The sequence below is a fragment of the Acidovorax sp. Root275 genome, assembly GCF_001428965.1.
Classification (GTDB): domain Bacteria; phylum Pseudomonadota; class Gammaproteobacteria; order Burkholderiales; family Burkholderiaceae_C; genus Acidovorax; species Acidovorax radicis.
Map to the genome: position 1 here is coordinate 1,622,449 of NZ_LMJH01000001.1, position 20,500 is coordinate 1,642,948.

Sequence of the window (20,500 nt, forward strand, 5' to 3'; positions counted from 1 at the left end):
CCAAAAAAACGCGGCCCAGGCCGCGTTTTTTTATGGACGGATGCAAAGCGCCCCACGCCACAACAGCTGACCCTGGCAGCGAAATCAGTGGGCGCAGGCCCAACAACGATCTGACTAACCCTTCGACACCCAAGCCACCGCTGTGAGCACCCCGATCATCACCGGCTGATGGAGCATGTAGTAGCTCAGGCTCCATCGCCCCAGTAGAGCCAGGGGCCGCAGGCCGCGCGGAAGCGGCCATTGCACCCACCGCTCCCGCCCCGCGGCCATGGCCCATTGGCCGGCAGCCAGCCCCCACCACAACACGCCCAGCCAGGGCAGCACCGGCACGTAGTCTTCGGTAAAAGGCTTGCGCGATACCAGGCCCAGCCAGTTGAGGGCGCGCCCATTGAACCAGGGCGCAGCCTCCGCCCAGGCGCCCGCCAGAAGCTGATGCGCCACCGGTGGAAGCGCCACCGCCACCAGCCCTGCCAGCCACAACCACCGCCCCCAGCCAGCCGTACACCGGGCGATGAGCAACATCACGGCCATGCCATGCAGCACGCCAAAATGGATAAAGCTGTGGGGAAACATCACGAACGACCCCGCGGACACCAGCAACGCGCAGCCAGCGATCTGCAACCACCGCCGACCAAACCGTGGCCACCCCTGTCCTTGGTGCAGTGCAATGGCCTGCCCCAGTCCCGCGCAAAACAGGAACAGGCTCACGATGACCGTGCGCTGCGAGATCCAGAACGGATCCACACGGAAATTCTGTGGCCAGAAACCCAGATGGCTGAGGTCGAAGCAGAAGTGAAAGACTGTCATCCACACCATCGCCAGGCCGCGCAGGGCATCCACGCTGTCATAGCGCCGCAGTGGCGCGGGCGAGGCGAACGGTACAGACGGCAAGGGAAGCGCACGGTTCATGGCAATACCAGCGGAAGGTGTCAGCGCGGGCATTGGCCCGCCATCCAGACCCGATGGTACGGAAATCCAGCTCCGTCTCGCCACGCAGGTCGAACCTCAAATCCCCACAGAGGGAAAGAAGAAGAGGCAAGAAAAAAGGCCTTGCAGCATATGCTGCAAGGCCTTCAAACATTGGTCGGAGCGGCGGGATTCGAACTCGCGACCCTCTGCTCCCAAAGCAGATGCGCTACCAGGCTGCGCTACGCTCCGACAGCTCGTATTCTAACCCGACAATTTCCCTGTTTTTGGCTCCACACACGCTTTTTATGTTTTTTTCACAAAGCGATTTGCGAAGCCCAGAACCAGGAAAGCACCACCTCAGGGGGAAACAGTGCGCGAATGAAAGAACACAAGAAACAGTTGGACCCAAGAGCCGGAACAAGCACGAGCCAGTCCGGAAATCCCTCAGGCCCGAAGATCAGCGGTTGCCCGAGGGGCCTGGGCCGCGACCGGCCAGATGGCGGAAGGTGATGCGTCCTTTGGACAAGTCATAGGGCGACATTTCCAGCGACACCTTGTCACCCGCCAGAATGCGGATGTGATGCTTGCGCATCTTGCCGCCGGTGTAGGCGATCAGTTGGTGACCGTTGTCCAGCGTCACGCGAAAGCGTGAGTCAGGCAAGACTTCCGTCACGGAGCCTTGCATTTCAATGAGTTCTTCTTTGGCCATGTTCTATCTTTTCAAAACAAATATTCTGTGATCGGCGCCTGACGCTTTTGCATCCACCACGGCAGCTACGGCGCGGTCGGTGCTCGACACACGGTGCATTGCGGGCGGTGGGAGTCGCTGCACCCGGGGCGCAGATCAGGCAGAGGGCCGGGGGAGACGGCTTCACAATGGACAGGCATAAGCACTGTGCAAAGCCTGTCGATTGTACCGCGATGTACCCGGTCTTGCCTATGGGATGGCGGCGGCGTCCGACGGCGGGCGCCCTTGCACCAAAGCAGCACCCGCAGAATCGCGCTCGTCACGCCCTTGAACGGCTGCGGCCAAGGTCCGCACGAGGTCTGTCTGAGTGATCACCCCCACCAGACGGTCCTCGCCGTCCACGATGGGGATATGGTGGTGTCCACCTTGAGAAAACAGGGGCACGAGATCCATGGCGTGCTGCGCCATGCGGGCCACCTGGACTGGATGCGACATGATTTCACCCACCGCCTGGGGCTGGCCAGCGCGCCCCATGACCAGTGTGCGCAAGCGCTGCCCCAGACCTTCATGCATATCCAGGTTGGCCAGCCGCATGAAATCCGCCACCGTCACAATGCCAACCACCAAGCGTTGAGCATCCACCACAGGCAGTGCCTTGATCTGCTGGGCCCGCATGAGCGCCCAAGCATCTTTGAGAGAAACCCCGGCCTCCACCGCAAACGGCGGCTTGGACATGATGTCCGAGCAGCGCACGTCCCCCAGCGTCCTCTGAAAGGCGGCACGACCTGCGAGATGCAACAGCCCCTCCAGATCGGCACGGCTCACGTCCAGCACCTGGTTGTAGTGTGCGAGCGCTGCATCCACGTCCGAGGCGGTAAAAGCTCCCTGGACGACGTCGGTTCTGGCGGCCACACGTTGTGGATGGGGGTACCGGCGCCCCGTCAGGCCGTTGTAAACCATGGCGGCGACCAAAAGAACGACCACATTGAACAGGATGGGAAACGCTGCAAGGTGCCAGCCATCGCCCGCCGTCAGCACCACATACAGCGCCATTGCCCCTCCCGGTGGGTGCAGGCAGCGCAAGGGCACCATCAGCGCAATGGCCAGCCCCACAGCCACCGCCCCTGCAAGCGCCGGATCAGGAATGATGGCGGAGCAGACGGCGCCCACCAGCGCCGACAAGGTACTCCCCCCTAGCACCGGCCAAGGCTGGGCCAGTGGACTAGACGGCATGCCAAATACCAGCACCGCACTGGCACCCAGCGATGCCACCATCCAGGGACCCGAGTCACTCCCCCCAGCCCACCAACGGCTGAGCAATGCGGTCAGCAACACACCGGTCACCGCACCTACGATGAAACGCAGCCTTTCGCGACCATCAATACCCAGTGGTGCCGGCCAAAAATGACGCAACCATCGGGCTAGGCGCACGCGCACGGACGGGGAAGACGACGGAGTCGATGAGGAAGAGGACGATGAAAGAGGCATGAGGCAACGGGCCATGGCGGCCCGCCAGCTCTGGAACAGGGCGATACGCAGACTCCCCGGGGGCACCACAGGCCTCCAGTGTCACCCAAGCCACCATTTTTCCTGGAGCAACATCTCCTATTCCCCCAATAAAACCCTCTGCTCGGATGGCATTCGCTGTCCCGTCAAGGTGCGGTCTATGCTCGAAACTACTTATATCGAAGGCTTAAATAGCCTCCCACAGCCAAAAATGCATGATCTATACTGCACAAAAATGCAAAAAATGCACTTTAATTCATAAAACACTCATCCATGCACACGCTTTTGCAAAACCCGCCGCCGAAGCTTCGCACCCGCCCGGTTGCGTCTGAGCCGGTCTTCGCAGACCCGCCTGCACACCAGGTCGCGGTTGCAGCCTTGAACCAGCGCTCAACGCAGGGGCTCCGTTCCTTGCGGTACGGGTAACCCATAGGTATTCACCACCGAATGCTTGCAGTAAATTACTTTAAGCCTAAACAAAGGAGACAAGCCCAATGACCACCCGCCGCCTCGTCATCAGCCGCAGCGCCGCCCTTGTGGGCGCCGCATCCACAGGGCTGTTGCTGCCCTCCATCGTGCGTGCGCAAAGCGGCAAGGTGCGCGTGGGCTTCATGCTGCCCTACACCGGCACCTTTGCCCAACTGGGCGTAGCCATCGAGAACGGCGTACGCCTGGCCATCGACCAGCAGGGTGGAAAACTCGGGGGACGCGAGATCGAGTGGTTCAAGGTGGATGACGAATCCGAGCCCAGCAAGGGGGTCGAGAACGCCAGCAAGCTGGTGCAGCGCGACAAGGTGGATGTGCTGATTGGCACCGTACATTCGGGCGTGCAGATGGGCATCCAGAAGGTGGCGCGCGACACCGGCGTGCTCAATCTGATTCCCAACGCCGGCGTGCATGCCGCCACGCGCGCACTGTGTGCCCCCAACGTGTTCCGCACCTCGTTCAGCAATTCCCAGCCCACGCTGGCCCTGGGCAAGGCCATGGTCGAAAAGGGCCACAAGAAGGCGGTGTGGATCACCTGGAAATACGCAGCAGGGGACGAGGCCTTCGAAGGCTTCAAGCAAAGCTACACCGCAGCGGGCGGTACCATCGTGAAGGAACTGGGCCTGCCCTTCCCCAACGTGGAGTTCCAGGCGCTGCTGACCGAAATTGCCGCCCTCAAGCCTGACGCCGTCGCCTGCTTCTTTGCGGGCGGGGGGGCTGCCAAATTCATCCGCGACTATGCAGCCGCAGGCCTCAAGGACAAGATTCCGCTGTATGGCTCGGGCTTCCTCACCGAAGGCGTGCTGGACGCTGCAGGCCCCGCAGCCGACGGGATCATCACGACGATGCACTACAGCGACTCGCTCGACACGCCACGCAACAAGCAGTTCCGCCTCGAGTACGCCAAGGCTTTCCGCAGCCAGCCCGATGTCTATGCGGTGCAAGGCTACGACACGGGCCTGCTGCTGGTGCAAGGGGCCAACGCCGTCAAGGGCGACCTGTCCGCCAAGCCCGCCATCATCAAGGCCATGGAGAGCGCCACCATCGACAGCCCACGCGGCAAGTGGACCATGAGCAAGGCCCACAACCCCGTGCAGGACATCTACCTGCGCCGTGTAGAAAACAAGGAAAACAAGGTGATCGGCATTGCCGCCAAGGCCCTGGCCGACAGCGGTGCCGGGTGCCGCATGGGCTGACGCGCCCACCCCACTGACCGGGCCACGGCGCGCACTGGACCTTGGGTCCGGTTCGCCCCGCGGTTTTGACACAATGCACTGATGGACTGCCGCCACGGCAGGCCTGTCTGCTGTGCGCCCGGACTTTGCGGCCACCTTGCTTTCCCCATCCCCTCCTATGTCGCTCAGTACCTACCTGCTCTACCTCGCCGCAGTGGCCCTGCTGGTTCTTTCGCCCGGCCCGACGATGCTCATGTGCATGACCAATTCCCTCCAGCACGGCCCGCGCAAGGCCCTGGCCGCTGCTGCGGGCAGCGTGACAGCAGTCCTCGGTACCATGCTGCTCTCGGCCCTGGGCCTGGGGGCGCTGCTGGCGGCATCGGAAACTGCCTTCTGGGTACTCAAGGCGGCGGGCGCAGCGTATCTGATCTGGCTTGGCATCAAGACGTTTCGCAGCAAGACCACAGTGTTTGACGAGATGCCCGCCAGCGGCACGCCAGCCAAGGCCGTGGTGCCCGCACGCAAGCTCTACATCCAGGGTCTGATCGTGGGCGGCAGCAACCCCAAGGCTCTGCTGTTCTTCACGGCATTTTTTCCCCAGTTTCTGGACCCGACCGCCGCATGGGCGCCGCAGTTTGCCGTGCTGGCAAGCACCTTCGTGGCCTTTGAATTCACGGTGCTCACACTGTGTGCGCTGGGCGTGGCGCGCTTGGCACCCGTGCTGCGCTCCGGCGCACGCATGCGCTGGTTCAACCGCATCTCGGGCGGCCTGTTCACGCTGATGGGCACCCTGCTGCTGGCCACGCGCCGCGCCACCTGATCCACTGTCTGTTTGCCCACCATGGACTTCGCCACATTCCTGATCCAGCTGCTCAACAGCGTGCAATACGGGCTGCTGTTGTTCATGCTGGCTGCCGGCCTTACGCTGATCTTCGGGATCATGGGCGTGGTGAACCTGGCACACGGCAGCTTCTACATGCTGGGGGCCTACCTGGGCTATTCGCTGTCGGGCCACTTTGGCAGCCTCACGCTCGCCATCCTGGGCGGGGCTGTGCTGGCAGTGGTGTTTGGCCTCGCGCTGGAATGGCTGCTGTTTCGCCACTTCTACCATCGTGACCACCTGGATCAGGTGCTGCTGACCTTCGGTCTCATCTACATCTTTGAAGAGCTCCGTTCCATCCTCTGGGGCGACGACGTGCACGGCGTCCCGATCCCCGCGATGCTGGACTGGTCCATTCCGCTTACCGACACCCTCTCTTACCCGGTCTACCGGCTGTTCATCTCAGGCGTCTGTATGGCGCTGGCGCTGGGCCTGTATCTGCTGATCTCCAAAACACGGCTGGGCATGAAGATCCGTGCCGGAGCCTTCAACCGCGACATGGCCGAGTCGCTGGGGGTGAACATCAAGCTGATCCACGCCATCGTCTTTGCCCTGGGCGTGGGCCTGGCGGCCGTCGCAGGCATGGTGGCCGCGCCGGTATCCAGCGTCTATCCCAACATGGGGTCGTCCGTGCTCATCATGTGTTTTGTGGTGGTGGTGATCGGGGGCATCGGTTCCGTGCGTGGTGCGCTGATCTCCGCCCTGCTCGTGGGGCTGGTGGATACCTTTGGCAAGGTGTTGCTGCCATCGATGGCCGGGATGCTGGTCTACATGCTGATGGCAGCCGTGCTGCTGTGGAAACCCGAAGGCCTCTTTAAACAATGATGACCCCGATGCTTGTCACTTCGCGCGCACCACACGCTTCGCAGCCCGGCGGCCACCTATGAGCACCCCGCGCGCCAATATCGAGGTGCTGCCGCGCAGCGTGCAGTTTTCCCTGGCACTGGGGCTGGCGGCGCTGCTGCTGTTCCCGGTGGTCGGCAGCGACTTCTACGTGCAGATGGTCACACGCATGATGATCATGGCCATCTTCGCGATGAGCCTCGATCTGCTGCAGGGCGTGACCGGCCTGGTGTCGCTGGGCCATGCCGCCTACTTTGGCGTGGCGGGCTATGCGCTGGCCTTTCTCACGCCCGCCGATACGCCGGTGAGCCTGTGGTGGTCGCTGCCCCTGGCGGTGGTGGGCGCCGGACTGGTGGCCCTGATCATCGGTTTCTTCGTGGTGCGCACGCACGGCATCTACTTCATCATGGTCACCATGGCGTTCGCACAGATGGTGTTCTATCTGTTCTTCGACAACAAGGTGCTGGGCGGCTCGGACGGCCTGTACATCAACTTCCGGCCCGACGCCTCCATCTTCGGCTGGCTGCCGTTCGACCTGGAAGGCCGCAAGACCTTCTACTACTTCACGCTTGCGCTGGTAGTGATCGTCTATGTGCTGCTGCGCCGCCTGCTCTGGAGCCCGCTGGGCCGCGCACTGTCAGGCATCCGCATCAACGAGCACCGGATGCGCGCCATGGGCTTTGGCACACGCGGCTACAAGCTCACCGCCTTCACCGTGGCGGGTGCGCTCGCGGGGCTGGCGGGCTACCTGTGGGGCGCGCAGACGGGCTATGTGAACCCGGAGCTGATGGGCTTTCACATGAGCGCCCACGCCATCATGATGATCATCCTGGGCGGCATGGGCAATTTTGCCGGGGCGATCGTGGGCGCCTTTGCCTTCGAGTATCTGTTGCATGTATTCAAGGACATCACCAAACACTGGCAACTGCTGATGGGCAGCTTCATCGTGCTGGTGGTGGTGGCCGCGCCGCGCGGGCTGCTGGGCATGCTGGGGCAGCGCCGGGCCGCCAAGGCGCAGGAGGACCCACACCATGGCTGACGCCCTGCTCTCGGCCCGCCAGCTCACCAAACGCTTCGGAGGCCTGGCCGCCGTCAACGGCGTATCGCTGGACCTGTGGCGTGGTCAGATCCATGCCGTGATCGGCCCCAACGGCGCGGGCAAGTCCACGCTTACCAACCTGCTATCGGGCGACCTTCCACCCAGTTCGGGGCAGGTGCAGCTTGGGAGCTCCGACGTGACCGGCTGGGCACCCGAACGCATCTCGCGCCAGGGACTGGGCCGCAGCTACCAGAAGACCAACATCTTCTTGCCGCTTACCGTGCATGAAAACGTGCGCCTGGCCGCGCAGTCCCGAGACCCACAGCAGCCCTGGAACCCGCTGCGCTGGTGGAAGGACACGCGTGCAAACACTATCAAAAACAGAGCTACCAACGCAAGACTGGAAAGCGCTATCGAGCTTTCCGGCTTGAAAGACCGGCGCACAGCCATTGCCGGCGCCATGAGCCACGGCGAGCAGCGCCAGCTCGAAATTGCGATGACCCTGGCCACCGAGCCGCAGGTGTTGCTGCTCGACGAGCCACTGGCCGGCATGGGCGTGGCTGAGGCGGAACGCATAGTGGAGCTGCTGCAGCGCCTCAAGCCCGCCCACGCCATCATGCTGGTGGAGCACGACATGGACGCCGTGTTTGCACTGGCCGACCTCCTCACCGTGATGGTCAATGGTGAAGTGATCGCCCATGGCACACCGCCCGAGGTGCGCGCCGATGCCACGGTGCAAGCCGCCTACCTGGGGGAGGATCACTGAGATGAGCACTCCATGGATTGATGCCCGTGGCATCCACACTTTCTACGGCAGCAGCCACATCCTGCATGGCGTGGACTTTACGGTGGGCCAGGGGGAAACCATCGGCCTCATGGGCCGCAACGGCATGGGCAAGAGCACCTTGCTCAAGTCGCTCATGGGGCTCGTCAAGCCGCGCTCGGGCAGCGTGACGGTGTCAGGCCGCAACATGACCGGCAAACCGCCCTACGAGGTCGCCCGGTTGGGCATCGCCTACGTGCCCGAAGGCCGCGGCATCTTCGGCAACCTCAGCGTGGTCGAGAACCTGCAGATGGCGGCGCGCGCAGGTACACGTGGCCAGCGCGACTGGACCTATGACCGGGTGCTGGAGACATTTCCGCGCCTGAAGGAACGCCTGGGCCACGGCGGCCAGCAACTCAGCGGCGGCGAGCAGCAGATGCTGACCATTGGCCGCGCGTTGATGACCAACCCGGATGTGCTCATCCTCGACGAAGCGACCGAGGGCCTGGCCCCGCTGATCGCCCGCGAGATATGGCGCATCTGCAGCCTCATCAAGGACAGTGGCATCAGCAGCGTGATCGTGGACAAGAACTGGAAACACGTCACGCAGATCACCGACCGCAACATCATCCTGGTCAAGGGCCAAGTGGTGTTCGAGGGCAGTTCGGACGCGCTGCACGCACAGCCACAGCTGCTGGACCAGTACCTCGGGGTATGAAGCATGCGGGTGGCGGTGCCCCGCCGATAGAATCGTTCGCTTTCGTCTTCGAGGGGTTCGCCCGTGTCTGATCGCCTGGCAGTTCTGCCGCAATACCTCATGCCCAAGCAGGCAATGACCACCCTGGCTGGCAAATTTGCGTCGGCCCAGCTGGGCAGCCTGACCACCTCGGTGATCCGCCGTTTTGTGGCCCGCTACAACGTCAACATGGCCGAGGCGGCCAATCCCGACATCACCAGCTACGCATCGTTCAACGACTTCTTCACCAGGGCGTTGAGGCCAGGAGCTCGCCCGCTGGCCACGGCAGACCTGATCTGCCCGGTGGATGGCGCCATCAGCCAGTTGGGCCCCATCGCCAAGGACCAGGTCTTCCAGGCCAAGGGCCACACCTATTCCACCACCGCCCTGGTGGGTGGCGATGCGGCAGCGGCAGCCCGTTTTGACAACGGCCACTTCGCCACGCTGTACCTGAGCCCGCGCGACTACCACCGCATTCACATGCCGTGCGCGGGCGAGTTGACGCGCATGGTGCATGTGCCCGGCGATCTGTTTTCGGTCAACCCGACCACGGCGCGTGGCGTGCCGGGCCTGTTTGCGCGCAATGAGCGCGTGGTGTGCTTTTTTGAATCGGCCCAAGGCCCGTTCGTACTGGTGCTGGTGGGCGCCACCATTGTGGGCAGCATGGCCACGGTGTGGCATGGCCAGGTGAATCCGCCCCGCACGGGCACGCTGCGGCAGTGGGACTACGCCAAGGGGCAGGTGAGCCTGCGGCAGGGCGAAGAAATGGGACGCTTCCTGCTGGGCTCGACGGTGGTCATGCTGTTCCCGGCGGGGCCGCTGCAGTTCAACCCGCAGTGGGCACCCACAAGGCCCATCCAGCTGGGCGAGGCCATGGCGCAGCACACGGCGGGGTGAAGATTCAGCACACCGTGGTGCGGCGGATTTCTGCTGTCAGAACCTGTCGGGAACGCGTGTGAGGTGAAAAGCCGTGGGCTCCACCTGGAGGGAGTCCGGGTGCACGGGCGAATCCAGGCCCACCAAGTAGATCATGAGCGCATTGCGGCGCACCACCACATGGCTGACCGTCTCGCGCCGTTGCCCCCATTGCACGGAGGCACCGGGCTTGAAAAGGGGCATGTAGTAATAAGCCGCTGGGTCCATGGGGCTGCGGCTCCTTCCGCATTGGCTGGCAGGGTGGGGCTGAAAACAAGAAGCGCCCGCCCGACGATCCCGTGGAGGGACCGCTCAATCCATACTAGCATCAAAGCTTGGCCGCACTGGACCGGCCGCTACAAAAAATTGAGCAATATCAACATCCCCATGGCACGCGCGATGAATCACCGCCCACCATGTGAAGCCGCAAAAGCGAGCACGGCCCGCAGCATGCGCTCCAGGTGCGGCTGCACGCGCGCCGCCACCTCGGGCAGGTAGTCAAACGGCAAGACCTCCTGCATGTAACTGCACTGCGTCATCTCCAGCTGGATCGCGTGTACGCCCTGCCCCGGCTGGCCATAGTGCCGCGTGATGTGCCCGCCCTTGAAGCGGCCATTGAGCACGGCGGTATAGCCACTGGCTTCCTTTGCAATGGACAGCAGCTGCTGTGCCAGTGCGGGGTCGCAGCTTTCACCATTGGCCGTGCCCAGGTTCAGGTCCGGCAGCTTGCCTTCAAAAAAGCGGGGCAACACCGAGCGGATCGAATGGGCGTCCCACAACACCGCCACACCGTGTTGGGCGCGGATGCGATCCAACTCGGTACGCAGTTGCGCGTGGTACGGCGCCCAGACTGCATCACGCCGCGCAGCAACTTCTGCGTCATCGGGCACATCACCGTTGGCATAGATGGGCGTGTCGTCAAAGGTGTCGACCGGGCACAGGCCGGTGACGCTCTGGCCGGGGTACAGGCTGGCGCCGTCGGGCGGGCGGTTCAGATCGACCACATAACGCGAGTGCGTGGCCACCAGGATGGACGCGCCCAGGTCCTTGGCAAACCCATACAGCCGGCCCATGTGCCAGTCGGTGTCGGGCACATGGCGGGCATCCTCGGTAAATCGCGCTGCCAGCGCCGGGGGCACATAGGTGCCGGCATGGGGCATGGAGATCAGCAGCGGCTGCGTGCCTTGGTGAAAGACAAACGGGGGCGGTATATTTTTTTCGGTCATGGCGGGTTCAGAAATAAGACAAAGACAGCTCAGTCCGGCGCGATGGTGGCCGTCCGGGCAGCCACAAAGGCATTGGCTGCGGATTCGTGAAGCGTGTGCTGGCCGTCGGACACGCGGCGCACGCCGGCCACCCACAGGCTGTCGATGGCCGAGGTGCGGTGGCTGCCGAACACATGGGCCGACAACATGCTGTGCGCGGGCAGGTCGCGCAGCGCCACATGCTGCGCGTCCAACACCACCAGATCGGCCTGCTGGCCCACGGCAAGTCCCTTGACGGCGCGGCCCGAAGCCTGCGCACCACCGGCCACAGCCTGCAGCGTCATAGCGGTCGCCACCTCGGCCTGGGTGCTACTGGCCAGCACGTTGCGCTGGCGGCGCGACAGGCGCTGGCCGTACTCGAGCATCAGCAGCTCTTCGGCCGCATTCACGCAAGCGTGGCTGTCCGAGCCCACGCCCCAGCGGCCGCCATGTTTTAACCACAGTGGCATGTCGAAGATGCCATCGCCCAAATTGGCTTCGGTCGTGGGGCAGATGCCGGCCACGGCACCGGTGCGCGCGGCGGCTGCGTATTCATCCACCGTCATGTGCGTGGCATGCACCAGGCACCAGCGTGCGTCCACCGGGGCGTGGTCGAGCAGCCACTGCACGGGGCGCTGGCCGCTCCAGGAGATGCAGTCGTCGACCTCCTGCGTCTGCTCGGCGATATGGATGTGGATGGGCGCCTGCGGGTTCAGGGCGGTGAGGCCCTGCACGGCGGCACGCAGGCTGTCCGGCGGCACGGCGCGCAGCGAGTGCGGCGCCAGGCCCAGACCGGCCCCTTGCGCTTGTGCAGCGGGCGCGAGGCGCTCCAACAAGGAGAGCATGTTGTCCGTGCTGCGGATGAAGCGGGCCTGGTCCGCCCGCGGCGGCTTGGCGCCAAAGCCGCTGGTCTGATACAGCACCGGCAGCAGCGTGATGCCGATGCCCGCGTTGCGCGCCGCGCGCAGCAGGGCCAGCGACAGAGTGGCGTCGTCGGCATACGGCGTGCCGTCCTGATCGTGGTGCACGTAGTGGAACTCGCACACCGAGGTGTAGCCCGCCTCCAGCATCTCCACATAGAGCCAGGTGGCGATGGCCTCCAGCGACTCGGGCGTGATGCGTGCGGCAAAGCGGTACATCAGGTTGCGCCAGCTCCAAAAGCTGTCCTGGCTTTCGCCGCGGTATTCCGTCAGGCCCGCGAACGCGCGCTGGAACGCGTGCGAATGCAGGTTGGGCATGCCGGGGGCCACCGGGCCCGCAGCCACCGGCGTGCCCGCGGGCGCTGCAGCATCGGTGGCGATGTGGGTGAAGCGCCCTGCCCCATCCCACTGCAACAGCACGTTGCGCGCCCAGCCGGTGGGCAGCAGCGCATCGGCGGCGAAAAGGCTGTGCGGTGCGTCAAGCGCCATGGAGTGTCTCCTGATGCGTGTGGATGCCCAGGCCGTCGGCCGCCACGCCCCCCTGCCGCACGATGGTGCAGGCGGGCTTGTGGCCGTACCAGTAGGCCAGCTCGGCCGCGTCACCCAGCGGCCACAGAACGAAGTGGGCGGGCCGGCCGGCGGCGATAAGGCCGTGCGTGTCCTGCAGGCCCAGCGCGCGCGCGGCATGCGTGGTGATGCCGGCCAAGGCCTCGGGCACCGTCAGGCGAAACAGCGTGCACGCCATGTTGGCCATGAGCAGCAGGCTGAGCGCGGGCGAGGTGCCGGGGTTGTGGTCGGTGGACACCGCCATGGGCACGCCGGCTTCCCGCAGCTGCGCGATGGGCGGCAGGTGCGTGTCGCGCAGCGTGTAGTAGGCGCCGGGCAGCAGCACGGCCACGGTGCCGGCGGCCTTCATGGCGGCGATGCCGTCCTGCGACAGGTGCTCGATGTGGTCGCACGACAGCGCGCCGTAGCGCGCGGCCAGGGCCGCGCCGCCCATGTCGGAGAGCTGCTCGGCATGCAGCTTGGGCGGAAGGCCGAGCTTTTGCGCCGCCTGGAACACCTGCTCCGTTTCGGCCAGCGTGAAGGCGATGCGTTCGCAGAACACGTCCACCGCATCGACCAGGCCTTCGGCCGCGAGCGCGGGCATCATCTCCTGGCAGACCAGGTCGGTGTAGTCGCCACTGCGGCCTGCGTATTCGGGCGGCAGGGCATGTGCGCCGAGGAAGGTGGTGCGCACCGTCACCCCGAAGGCCTCGCCCAGGCGGCGGGCCACGCGCAGTTGCTTGCGCTCGTGCTCCAGCGCCAGGCCGTAGCCGGACTTGATCTCGATGGCGCAGACGCCTTCGTCGAGCAGGGCTTGCAGGCGGGGTGCTGCGAGGGCGAAGAGTTCGTCTTCGGACGCCTCGCGCGTGGCCTTGACGGACGACACGATGCCACCGCCGGCCTTGGCCACTTCTTCGTACGTGGCGCCCGCCAGTCGCATGGCGAATTCGTTGGCCCGCTGGCCGCCATAGACCAGGTGGGTGTGGCAGTCCACGAGGCCGGGCGTGGCCAGGGCGCCCTGTGCGTTCCAACGGCGCAGGGCCTGGTAGTCGGCAGGCAGCTGTGCTTCGGGCCCCACCCAGGCCATGCTGCCACCCTGCACCACCACGCAGATAGGCTCTCCCTCGGACACGGGCACGTCGGCCACGGCAAGGCCTGGCACGGGCTTCAGGTTCACCCATATGCCATCAGCGCTGCGAGGGCTGTCGACGCTGTTGGCGCTGTTGGTGCTGCCGGGGAGCGACGCACGGGTGTGTGGAGGTTGCATGTCTTTGTCTACCGAAGAAATCATGGGTGTCAATTGCTACAAAAAAAATAGCTGCTAGCGCTTATCCATCAAGCGCCATGGGCCATTTTTATTCATATTTTTCGCCGGAGCTGTGCTCCAGCGCTATCCACACCAAGGCGGGGGCGCCGGCCGCGCTGCCGGCGTGCACGGGCGCAAGGAGCCCTTGCACCGACCCCGCTTCGCCAGCCCACCAGAAGCCCTGCCCGGCCCGCAGCACGCGGTGATTGCCGCCCTGCGCGTCCAACCATTGCCAGTCGCCGTGCAGCGCCATGCAAAAGCCAGCGGCAGCGCCCCCAAGCGCCTGGTCATCACCGACCACCCGCAGCGCGCCCTGCCATACGCCGCGGCGCAGCATGAGGTTGAAATCCTTGGACGTGCCCCCCAGCATGGCGCCGTCCACCGCGTCGTCGCCCGAGAAAGCAAACGGCTGCCAGCGCTGGTCCAGCCGGTGCTCCCAGCCAGGGCTGCGCAAGTGCAGGCCGTCGCCGCCCAGCAGCATGATCTGGCGGTCAATGCCCGGGAACACGGAGAACGGACCGGGCCGGTCCACCGTGGCCAGGCTCACGCGCCACTCAAAGCCGTTCATGTCCGCACCGGGGGGCCAGCAGGCCAGCTCCTGCGTGCTGCCACCGCCGTTCTTCCAGGGCGTACTCGGAGTAATGGCCAGGTCAAAGAAGTTCATCACCATCGTTGTTGTCGTGTTCATCATGATGTTGCTATCTGCCCTGCACCTGTGACCAGCAGCGGAAACAGCGGGTGGTCCATCTCCGCGCCAGCGGGCAACTCGCCAGCCAGGCCCGGAAACTCAGGCGAAGTCTTCCACGGCCGGGGCGCATGGCGCGTGTCGTCACCCAGAAAGCGCACCGAAAACACGCGGCGGCGGTTAGTGCCCTCTACCCCACCCGCCGCATGCAGCGTGAGCATGTGAAAACACACCACGTCGCCCGGCTCGATCTCCCAGCCCACGATGGGGAAGGCGTCGCGGTCGGCCTCGACATCGGGCAAATCTTGCAGGCTGCCTTCGGGGAACCACTTCGCCTGGTTGTCCATGAAGGTGCGCGGCATGAGCCAGGGGCCCTTGTGCGAACCGGCCACAAATTCGAGCGTGGCCGCGCGCGACACTGGATCGACCGGAATCCACATGCTGATGTTCTGCTGGCCGTCGATGTTGTAGTAAGGCTGGTCCTGGTGCCAGGGCGTGCGCTGGCGCGTGCCCGGCTCCTTCACCAGCACATGGTCGTGGTACAGCCGCACGGTGCGCGACTGCATGAGGCGCTGCGCGGCCAGGGCCAGCGGCGTCTCGTGCACAAAGCGGCCGAACTGCGGAATGTCCTGCCAGTTGCAAAAGTCCTCGAAGAACCGGCCCGGGTCATCGGGCCGGCTGGCCACCTTGGCGCGCGGGCTGGGCGCGGCCAGGTTGGCGTCGATGCCCTCACGCAGCAGCGCTACCTCTTCGGGCGTGAGCAGCTGCTTGATGCACAACGCGCCGTCGCGGTCGAAGCGGGCAATGTCGTCTGCGGTCAGGCGTGCCTGCAAACGCTGGTGAAAGCGCTCTTGCAAGCGCTGGTCCATGGCGGGTGATAGCGGGGGCATGCGGGCTTGTCTCCTGTTGTGTTGTTGACCGTTGTCGTGCACCACGCCACACCCAGCCTCAGGCGCGCGTGAGCACGGCCTGCAGGAAGGAGCGCGTGCGCTCCTGCGTGGGGTTGGTGAAGATGGTGGCGGGCACGCCCGCCTCAATGATGCCGCCGCCGTCCATCACCACGACCACATCGCCCACCTCGCGTGCAAAGTCCATCTCGTGCGTGACCACCATCATGGTCATGCCTTCGCTGGCCAGCAGCTTCATGACCTGCAGCACCTCGCCCACCAGTTCCGGGTCCAGCGCCGACGTGGGCTCGTCGAACAGCATCACACGCGGCTCCATGGCCAGCGCGCGGGCAATGGCCACACGCTGCTTTTGCCCGCCCGACAGGCTTGCTGGCATGGCCAAAGCCTTGTGCACCAGGCCCACCTTGGTCAGCAGGGCCTGTGCGCGCTCGTCGGCCTCCTTGCGCGAGAGGCCGCGCAGCTTGCGCGGGCCCAGCGTGACGTTGTCGAGCACCGACAGGTGCGGAAACAGGTTGAACGACTGGAACACCATGCCCACCTCTTCGCGCAGGGCGTTCAGGTCATGATCGGGCAGCATGCGGCCGTCCTGCACCAGCGTGCGGCCACAGATCTCGACCGTGCCGCCTTCGGGCTGCTCCAGTCCGTTGCAGCAGCGCAGGAAAGTGCTCTTGCCCGAGCCGCTGGGCCCGATGACCACCACCACCTGCGACGGCAGCACGTCAAAGTCGATGCCGTTCAGCACCACATGGTTGTCAAACGACTTGCGCAGTCCGCGAATGCGCACGATGGGCTCGACGGATGGGCTTGCTCCGATCATCACAGAATTTTTCTTCATTGCACCATCCCCCCGGCACGCAGGCGCAGCTCCATGCGTCGCAGCACCAGCGAAGTGACACCCGTGAGGATGAAATACACCACCGCAATCGCCAGGTACACCTCCAGCGAGCGGTACGACACACTGATGATCTTCTGCCCTTCGTGCATCAGGTCGTGGATGGTGAGCAGCGACACCAGCGCCGAGTTCTTGATGAGCGCGATGAACTCATTGCCCAGTGGCGGAATCATGCGCACCACGGCCTGCGGCAGCACCACGGTGCGCATGGCCAGGCCCGACGACATGCCGATGGAGCGCGCCGCCTCCATCTGTCCCTTGTCGATGGACTGAATGGCGCCGCGCACCACCTCGGACACATAGGCGCCCGAGTAGATGCCCAGGCCAATCACGCCGCACACAAAAGCGGGCAGCAGGATGCCGAACTGCGGCAGGCCAAAGAACAGGATGAACAGCTGCACCAGCAGCGGCGTGCCACGGATCGCGGCCACGTAGGCAGTGCACAGGGCGTAGACCACCCGGCGCTTGGGGTTCAGGCGGCCAATGCCTACCAGGAGGCCCATGACACAGCCCAGCAGCAGCGAGGCGGCCGTGATTTCCACAGTGACCAGCGCGCCCGCCAGCAACTGGGGCAGCCCGGCCCAGACAGGAGAAAAATCGAGTTCCATGGCTCAGTTCGGCAACGTGTGGCTGCGGTTTACTTGGCAGCGCTGTTGCTGAACCACTTCTTGACGATGGCAGCATAGGTGCCGTCCGCCTTGAGCTTGGTGATGGCACCGTTGACGGCCTTCGTCAGCTCAGGCGTGTCCTTGCGCAGGGCCATGCCGTACTCTTCGGTGGTGAGCTGCTCGTCGAGCACGCGCAGGCCAGGACGGGTGCGCACATACTGGAACGCGGCGGGCTTGCCGGTCACGGCAGCGTCGGCGCGGCCGATGTCCACCAGGTTGAACATCTCCTGGTTCTTTTCGACCTCGACACGCTGCACCTTGGGGAATTTCTCGGTCAGGTACGCCACCGACTTGGTGCCCACCTGCACGCTGACCTTCTTGCCGTCCAGGTCGGCCAGCTTGTTGATGGCCTTGTTGTCGGCCTTCACCATCACCACCAGGCCGCCGGCATAGTAGGAGTCGGTGAAGTCCACCACCTTCTTACGCTCGTCGGTGATGTAGATGGCCGAGACCGCCATGTCAAAACGCTTAGAAATCAGGCCGGGAATCAGGCCCTTGAAGTCGATGTCCACCCACTCGACCTGCTTGCCCATGGTCTTGGCAATGGCCTCCACCAGCTCGATGTCGAAGCCCGTGCGTTTGCCGTTCTCGACAAACTCCATGGGCGGAAACGTGGCATCGGTGCCCACACGCAGGACGTTGTCCTGGGCCTGTGCACCCGTGGTGCAAAAGGCTGCGGCGGCCAGGCTGGCCAAAAGAAGGTTGCGACGAAGGTTCATGGGAAAGCTCCTGGGGAGGGGTGAGGGAAATCAGGGAGAAGTGAGTTGGCGAGAGATGCGCGCTGCGGCGACGACGGCCATGCCGGTGAGTGCGGCCTCCTGCCCCTGGGCTCGCAAGATCGGGGCCATCAGGGTGATGGCCCCGGCAGCCTGCCGGGGAGAGCCGAACACCGGCACGCTGACGCCCCAGACACCGGCATCCACCTCGCCGGAGCTGACGGCATAGCCCGCCTTGGCAATGGCGTCCAGCTCGGTCAGCGCCGCCTGGCGCTCAGCAGTGCCTGCACCGTAGTGCAGGTCCAGAATGGCATTGCGCGTGGCCGGGGCCACATGGGCCAGCAGGCACTTGGCGGAGGCGCCCGCGCGCAGCGGCACGCTGCGCCCTTTTTCAAACGAGCAGCGCAGAGCCTGCGTGCTGTCCACCATGTCCAGGCACACCACGCTGTCGTTCACGGCCACCACCAGCCCCACGCTTTCGTGGGACTGCCGGGCCAGGGCCTGCATGTCCGGCCGCGCGTGGTGCACCAAGTGCGACGCCATGTCAAAGCCCAGGGCCAGTTGCAGGCTGAGCGGCCCGGGCGCGTAGTGCCCGCTGCTCTCCAGCACAAAGCCCCACAGCTTGAGCCGCGCCAGTTGGCGATACAACGTGCTGCGTGCCAAGCCCGTGGCCTCCACCAGCTCGGCCGCCGACATGGGCTGACCATGCTGCGCCAGCACGGCCAGCACGTGCAGAACACGGTCGGCGGCGGCAACGGAGGTCAGTCCACGGGCGGTCATGGACTCAGTATCAAAGTATTGCAGCGACATTCCTACCCTGCATTCCCATTTGATGGGATTGCAGTTCCCTTTTTCACATTCCTGTCATTCCCTCACTTTCTTCGGACTACTTCACCATCGGCAGCTTCAGCCCCTGCTTCTTAGCCGTTTCCACCGCCAGCTCGTAACCTGCATCAGCATGCCGCATCACGCCACTGCCGCAGTCGTTGACCAGCACGCGCGCCAGGCGCTCGGCCGCGGCGTCGGTGCCGTCGGCCACGATGACCATGCCCGAGTGCTGCGAGTAGCCCATGCCCACGCCGCCGCCGTGGTGCAGGCTGACCCAGGTGGCGCCGCCCGAGGTATTGAGCAGCGCGTTGAGCAGCGGCCAGTCGCTCACGGCATCGGTGCCGTCCTTCATGGCTTCGGTCTCGCGGTTGGGGCTGGCCACGCTGCCCGTGTCCAGGTGGTCGCGGCCGATGACGATGGGAGCCTTCAACTCACCGCTCTTGACCATCTCGTTGAAGGCCAGGCCCGCGATGTGGCGCTCACCCAGACCCAGCCAGCAGATTCGCGCGGGCAGGCCCTGGAAGGCAATGCGCTCGCCCGCCATGTCGAGCCAGCGGTGCACGTGCTTGTTCTCGGGGAACAGCTCCTTGATCTTGGCGTCGGTCTTGCGGATGTCCTCGGGGTCGCCCGACAGCGCCACCCAGCGGAATGGACCCTTGCCTTCGCAGAACAGGGGGCGGATGTAGGCAGGTACGAAGCCAGGGAAGTCGAACGCGTTGGCCACGCCTTCGTCGAATGCCACCTGGCGGATGTTGTTGCCGTAGTCCACCGTGGGGATGCCCATGGACTGGAAGTCGAGCATGGCCTGCACGTGCACGGCGCACGAGCGGGCTGCGGCCTGCTTCAGGGCTTCGTGCTGGGTCACGTCCTGCTGCGCGGCGCGCCACTGCTCCACCGTCCAGCCCGCGGGCAGGTAGCCGTTGACGAGGTCGTGGGCCGAGGTCTGGTCGGTGACCAGGTCGGGCTTCAAGCCGCCGGCCTGGGCGCGTTTGACCAGCTCGGGCAGCACGTCGGCCGCGTTGCCCAGCAGCGCGATGGAGATGGCCTCCTTGGCCGCCGTGTGCTGCTGGATCAGCTCGAACGCATGGTCGATGTCGCGCGCCTGCTTGTCCACGTAGCGCGTGCGCAGGCGAAAGTCGATGCTGCTTTGCTGGCACTCGATGTTGAGCGACACCGCGCCCGCGAACGTGGCTGCCAGCGGCTGCGCGCCGCCCATGCCGCCCAGGCCCGCAGTCAGAATCCACTTGCCTTCGAGCGAGCCGCCGTAGTGCTTGCGGCCGGCCTCGGCAAAAGTCTCGTAGGTGCCCTGCACGATGCCCTGCGTGCCGATGTAGATCCAGCTGCCGGCGGTCATCTGGCCGTACATGAACAGGCCCTTCTGGTCCAGCTCGCTGAAGTGCTCCCAGTTGGCCCACTTAGGCACCAGGTTGGAGTTGGCCAGCAGCACGCGGGGCGCGTTGGCGTGGGTCTTGAACACGCCCACGGGCTTGCCGGACTGGATGAGCAGGGTTTCGTCGTCGTTCAGCTCCTTGAGCGAGGCGAGGATCTGGTCATAGCACTCCCAGTTGCGCGCGGCGCGGCCGATGCCGCCGTACACCACCAGGTCCTGCGGGCGCTCGGCCACTTCGGAGTCCAGGTTGTTCTGGATCATGCGGTAGGCCGCCTCGGTGAGCCAACTCTTGCAGGTGAGCTGGTTGCCGCGCGGCGCGCGGATCACGCGGCTGGCGTCGTGGCGCGGGTCGGTGCGGGTGGTGGTGGAAGCTGCGGCAGCGATGATGGCGTCGTTGGCGTTCATGGTGGGCTCCTGGGTGAATGTGATGGCGGTTGATCGATGTGGATGCGGAAAC

At 64.9% G+C, this 20,500-nt stretch carries 21 protein-coding genes and 1 tRNA gene; 7 read left to right on the top strand and 15 right to left on the bottom strand.

Annotation, left to right across the window (positions count from 1 at the left end):
• Positions 1-114 precede the first annotated feature (114 nt).
• The 4 genes from ASE52_RS07200 to ASE52_RS07215 form a co-directional block, all read right to left on the bottom strand.
• A complete protein-coding gene (locus ASE52_RS07200) occupies positions 115-909 on the bottom strand; it encodes a heparan-alpha-glucosaminide N-acetyltransferase (RefSeq protein ID WP_057225292.1) in 795 nt (264 codons plus the stop codon).
• A gap of 172 nt (positions 910-1,081) precedes the next feature.
• Positions 1,082-1,158, bottom strand: a tRNA-Pro gene (locus tag ASE52_RS07205).
• 208 nt (positions 1,159-1,366) lie between these two features.
• Positions 1,367-1,618, bottom strand: coding sequence for a translation initiation factor IF-1 (gene infA, locus ASE52_RS07210; protein ID WP_010465645.1), 252 nt, complete (start codon positions 1,616-1,618; stop codon positions 1,367-1,369).
• Between the two features lie 228 nt (positions 1,619-1,846).
• Entirely contained in the window at positions 1,847-2,872 is a 1,026-nt protein-coding gene (locus ASE52_RS07215) for an HPP family protein (protein ID WP_140426191.1), read from the bottom strand.
• Between the two features lie 725 nt (positions 2,873-3,597).
• Between ASE52_RS07215 and ASE52_RS07220 the strand changes: the two genes are divergently transcribed.
• The 7 genes from ASE52_RS07220 (at position 3,598) to asd (ending at position 9,922) form a co-directional block, all read left to right on the top strand.
• Complete coding sequence (locus ASE52_RS07220; RefSeq protein ID WP_057224798.1) at positions 3,598-4,785, top strand: ABC transporter substrate-binding protein; 1,188 nt, start codon at positions 3,598-3,600, stop codon at positions 4,783-4,785.
• Between the two features lie 157 nt (positions 4,786-4,942).
• Positions 4,943-5,584 carry a LysE family translocator gene (locus ASE52_RS07225; protein ID WP_010465650.1) on the top strand — a complete coding sequence of 214 codons (642 nt, stop codon included), beginning with the start codon at positions 4,943-4,945 and terminating at the stop codon, positions 5,582-5,584.
• Positions 5,585-5,605: 21 nt separating this feature from the next.
• Positions 5,606-6,469: a branched-chain amino acid ABC transporter permease gene (locus tag ASE52_RS07230; RefSeq protein ID WP_010465652.1), complete on the top strand. Its 864-nt coding sequence runs from the start codon at positions 5,606-5,608 to the stop codon at positions 6,467-6,469.
• A gap of 58 nt (positions 6,470-6,527) precedes the next feature.
• On the top strand, positions 6,528-7,526 hold the full coding sequence (locus ASE52_RS07235) for a branched-chain amino acid ABC transporter permease (RefSeq protein WP_010465654.1): 999 nt from the start codon (positions 6,528-6,530) through the stop codon (positions 7,524-7,526).
• Positions 7,519-8,292 carry an ABC transporter ATP-binding protein gene (locus tag ASE52_RS07240; protein ID WP_057224800.1) on the top strand — a complete coding sequence of 258 codons (774 nt, stop codon included), beginning with the start codon at positions 7,519-7,521 and terminating at the stop codon, positions 8,290-8,292. The genes ASE52_RS07235 and ASE52_RS07240 overlap by 8 nt, the downstream gene beginning before the upstream one ends.
• A gap of 1 nt (position 8,293) precedes the next feature.
• Positions 8,294-9,007, top strand: a complete 714-nt coding sequence (locus ASE52_RS07245; RefSeq protein ID WP_057224802.1) for an ABC transporter ATP-binding protein — start codon at positions 8,294-8,296, stop codon at positions 9,005-9,007.
• A 63-nt stretch (positions 9,008-9,070) separates the two neighbouring features.
• Positions 9,071-9,922: an archaetidylserine decarboxylase gene (gene asd, locus ASE52_RS07250; protein ID WP_057224805.1), complete on the top strand. Its 852-nt coding sequence runs from the start codon at positions 9,071-9,073 to the stop codon at positions 9,920-9,922.
• A 36-nt stretch (positions 9,923-9,958) separates the two neighbouring features.
• Here asd and ASE52_RS07255 read toward each other — a convergent pair whose 3' ends face one another.
• The 11 genes from ASE52_RS07255 to hutU all read right to left on the bottom strand — a co-directional run bounded on the left by ASE52_RS07255 (position 9,959) and on the right by hutU (position 20,448).
• A complete protein-coding gene (locus tag ASE52_RS07255) occupies positions 9,959-10,168 on the bottom strand; it encodes a hypothetical protein (protein ID WP_010465662.1) in 210 nt (69 codons plus the stop codon).
• 176 nt (positions 10,169-10,344) lie between these two features.
• Entirely contained in the window at positions 10,345-11,166 is an 822-nt protein-coding gene (gene hutG, locus ASE52_RS07260) for an N-formylglutamate deformylase (RefSeq protein WP_057224806.1), read from the bottom strand.
• Between the two features lie 29 nt (positions 11,167-11,195).
• Positions 11,196-12,593 (bottom strand): formimidoylglutamate deiminase, encoded by a 1,398-nt coding sequence (locus ASE52_RS07265; RefSeq protein ID WP_057224807.1) that lies wholly within the window; start codon positions 12,591-12,593, stop codon positions 11,196-11,198.
• Entirely contained in the window at positions 12,583-13,917 is a 1,335-nt protein-coding gene (gene hutI, locus ASE52_RS07270; protein WP_057225294.1) for an imidazolonepropionase, read from the bottom strand. Before hutI ends, ASE52_RS07265 begins: the two co-directional genes overlap by 11 nt.
• An 88-nt stretch (positions 13,918-14,005) precedes the next feature.
• Positions 14,006-14,644 carry a HutD family protein gene (locus ASE52_RS07275; protein ID WP_241776936.1) on the bottom strand — a complete coding sequence of 213 codons (639 nt, stop codon included), beginning with the start codon at positions 14,642-14,644 and terminating at the stop codon, positions 14,006-14,008.
• Entirely contained in the window at positions 14,644-15,531 is an 888-nt protein-coding gene (locus ASE52_RS07280) for a phytanoyl-CoA dioxygenase family protein (RefSeq protein ID WP_057224808.1), read from the bottom strand. Before ASE52_RS07280 ends, ASE52_RS07275 begins: the two co-directional genes overlap by 1 nt.
• A 58-nt stretch (positions 15,532-15,589) precedes the next feature.
• Positions 15,590-16,384, bottom strand: a complete 795-nt coding sequence (locus ASE52_RS07285; protein ID WP_277814399.1) for an amino acid ABC transporter ATP-binding protein — start codon at positions 16,382-16,384, stop codon at positions 15,590-15,592.
• Entirely contained in the window at positions 16,381-17,049 is a 669-nt protein-coding gene (locus tag ASE52_RS07290) for an amino acid ABC transporter permease (RefSeq protein WP_010465675.1), read from the bottom strand. Before ASE52_RS07290 ends, ASE52_RS07285 begins: the two co-directional genes overlap by 4 nt.
• A gap of 29 nt (positions 17,050-17,078) precedes the next feature.
• Entirely contained in the window at positions 17,079-17,828 is a 750-nt protein-coding gene (locus ASE52_RS07295) for a glutamine ABC transporter substrate-binding protein (protein ID WP_010465677.1), read from the bottom strand.
• A gap of 30 nt (positions 17,829-17,858) precedes the next feature.
• Positions 17,859-18,605, bottom strand: coding sequence for an IclR family transcriptional regulator (locus ASE52_RS07300; RefSeq protein ID WP_241776937.1), 747 nt, complete (start codon positions 18,603-18,605; stop codon positions 17,859-17,861).
• A 106-nt stretch (positions 18,606-18,711) separates the two neighbouring features.
• Positions 18,712-20,448: a urocanate hydratase gene (hutU, locus tag ASE52_RS07305; RefSeq protein WP_057224812.1), complete on the bottom strand. Its 1,737-nt coding sequence runs from the start codon at positions 20,446-20,448 to the stop codon at positions 18,712-18,714.
• Between the last annotated feature and the right edge of the window lie 52 nt (positions 20,449-20,500).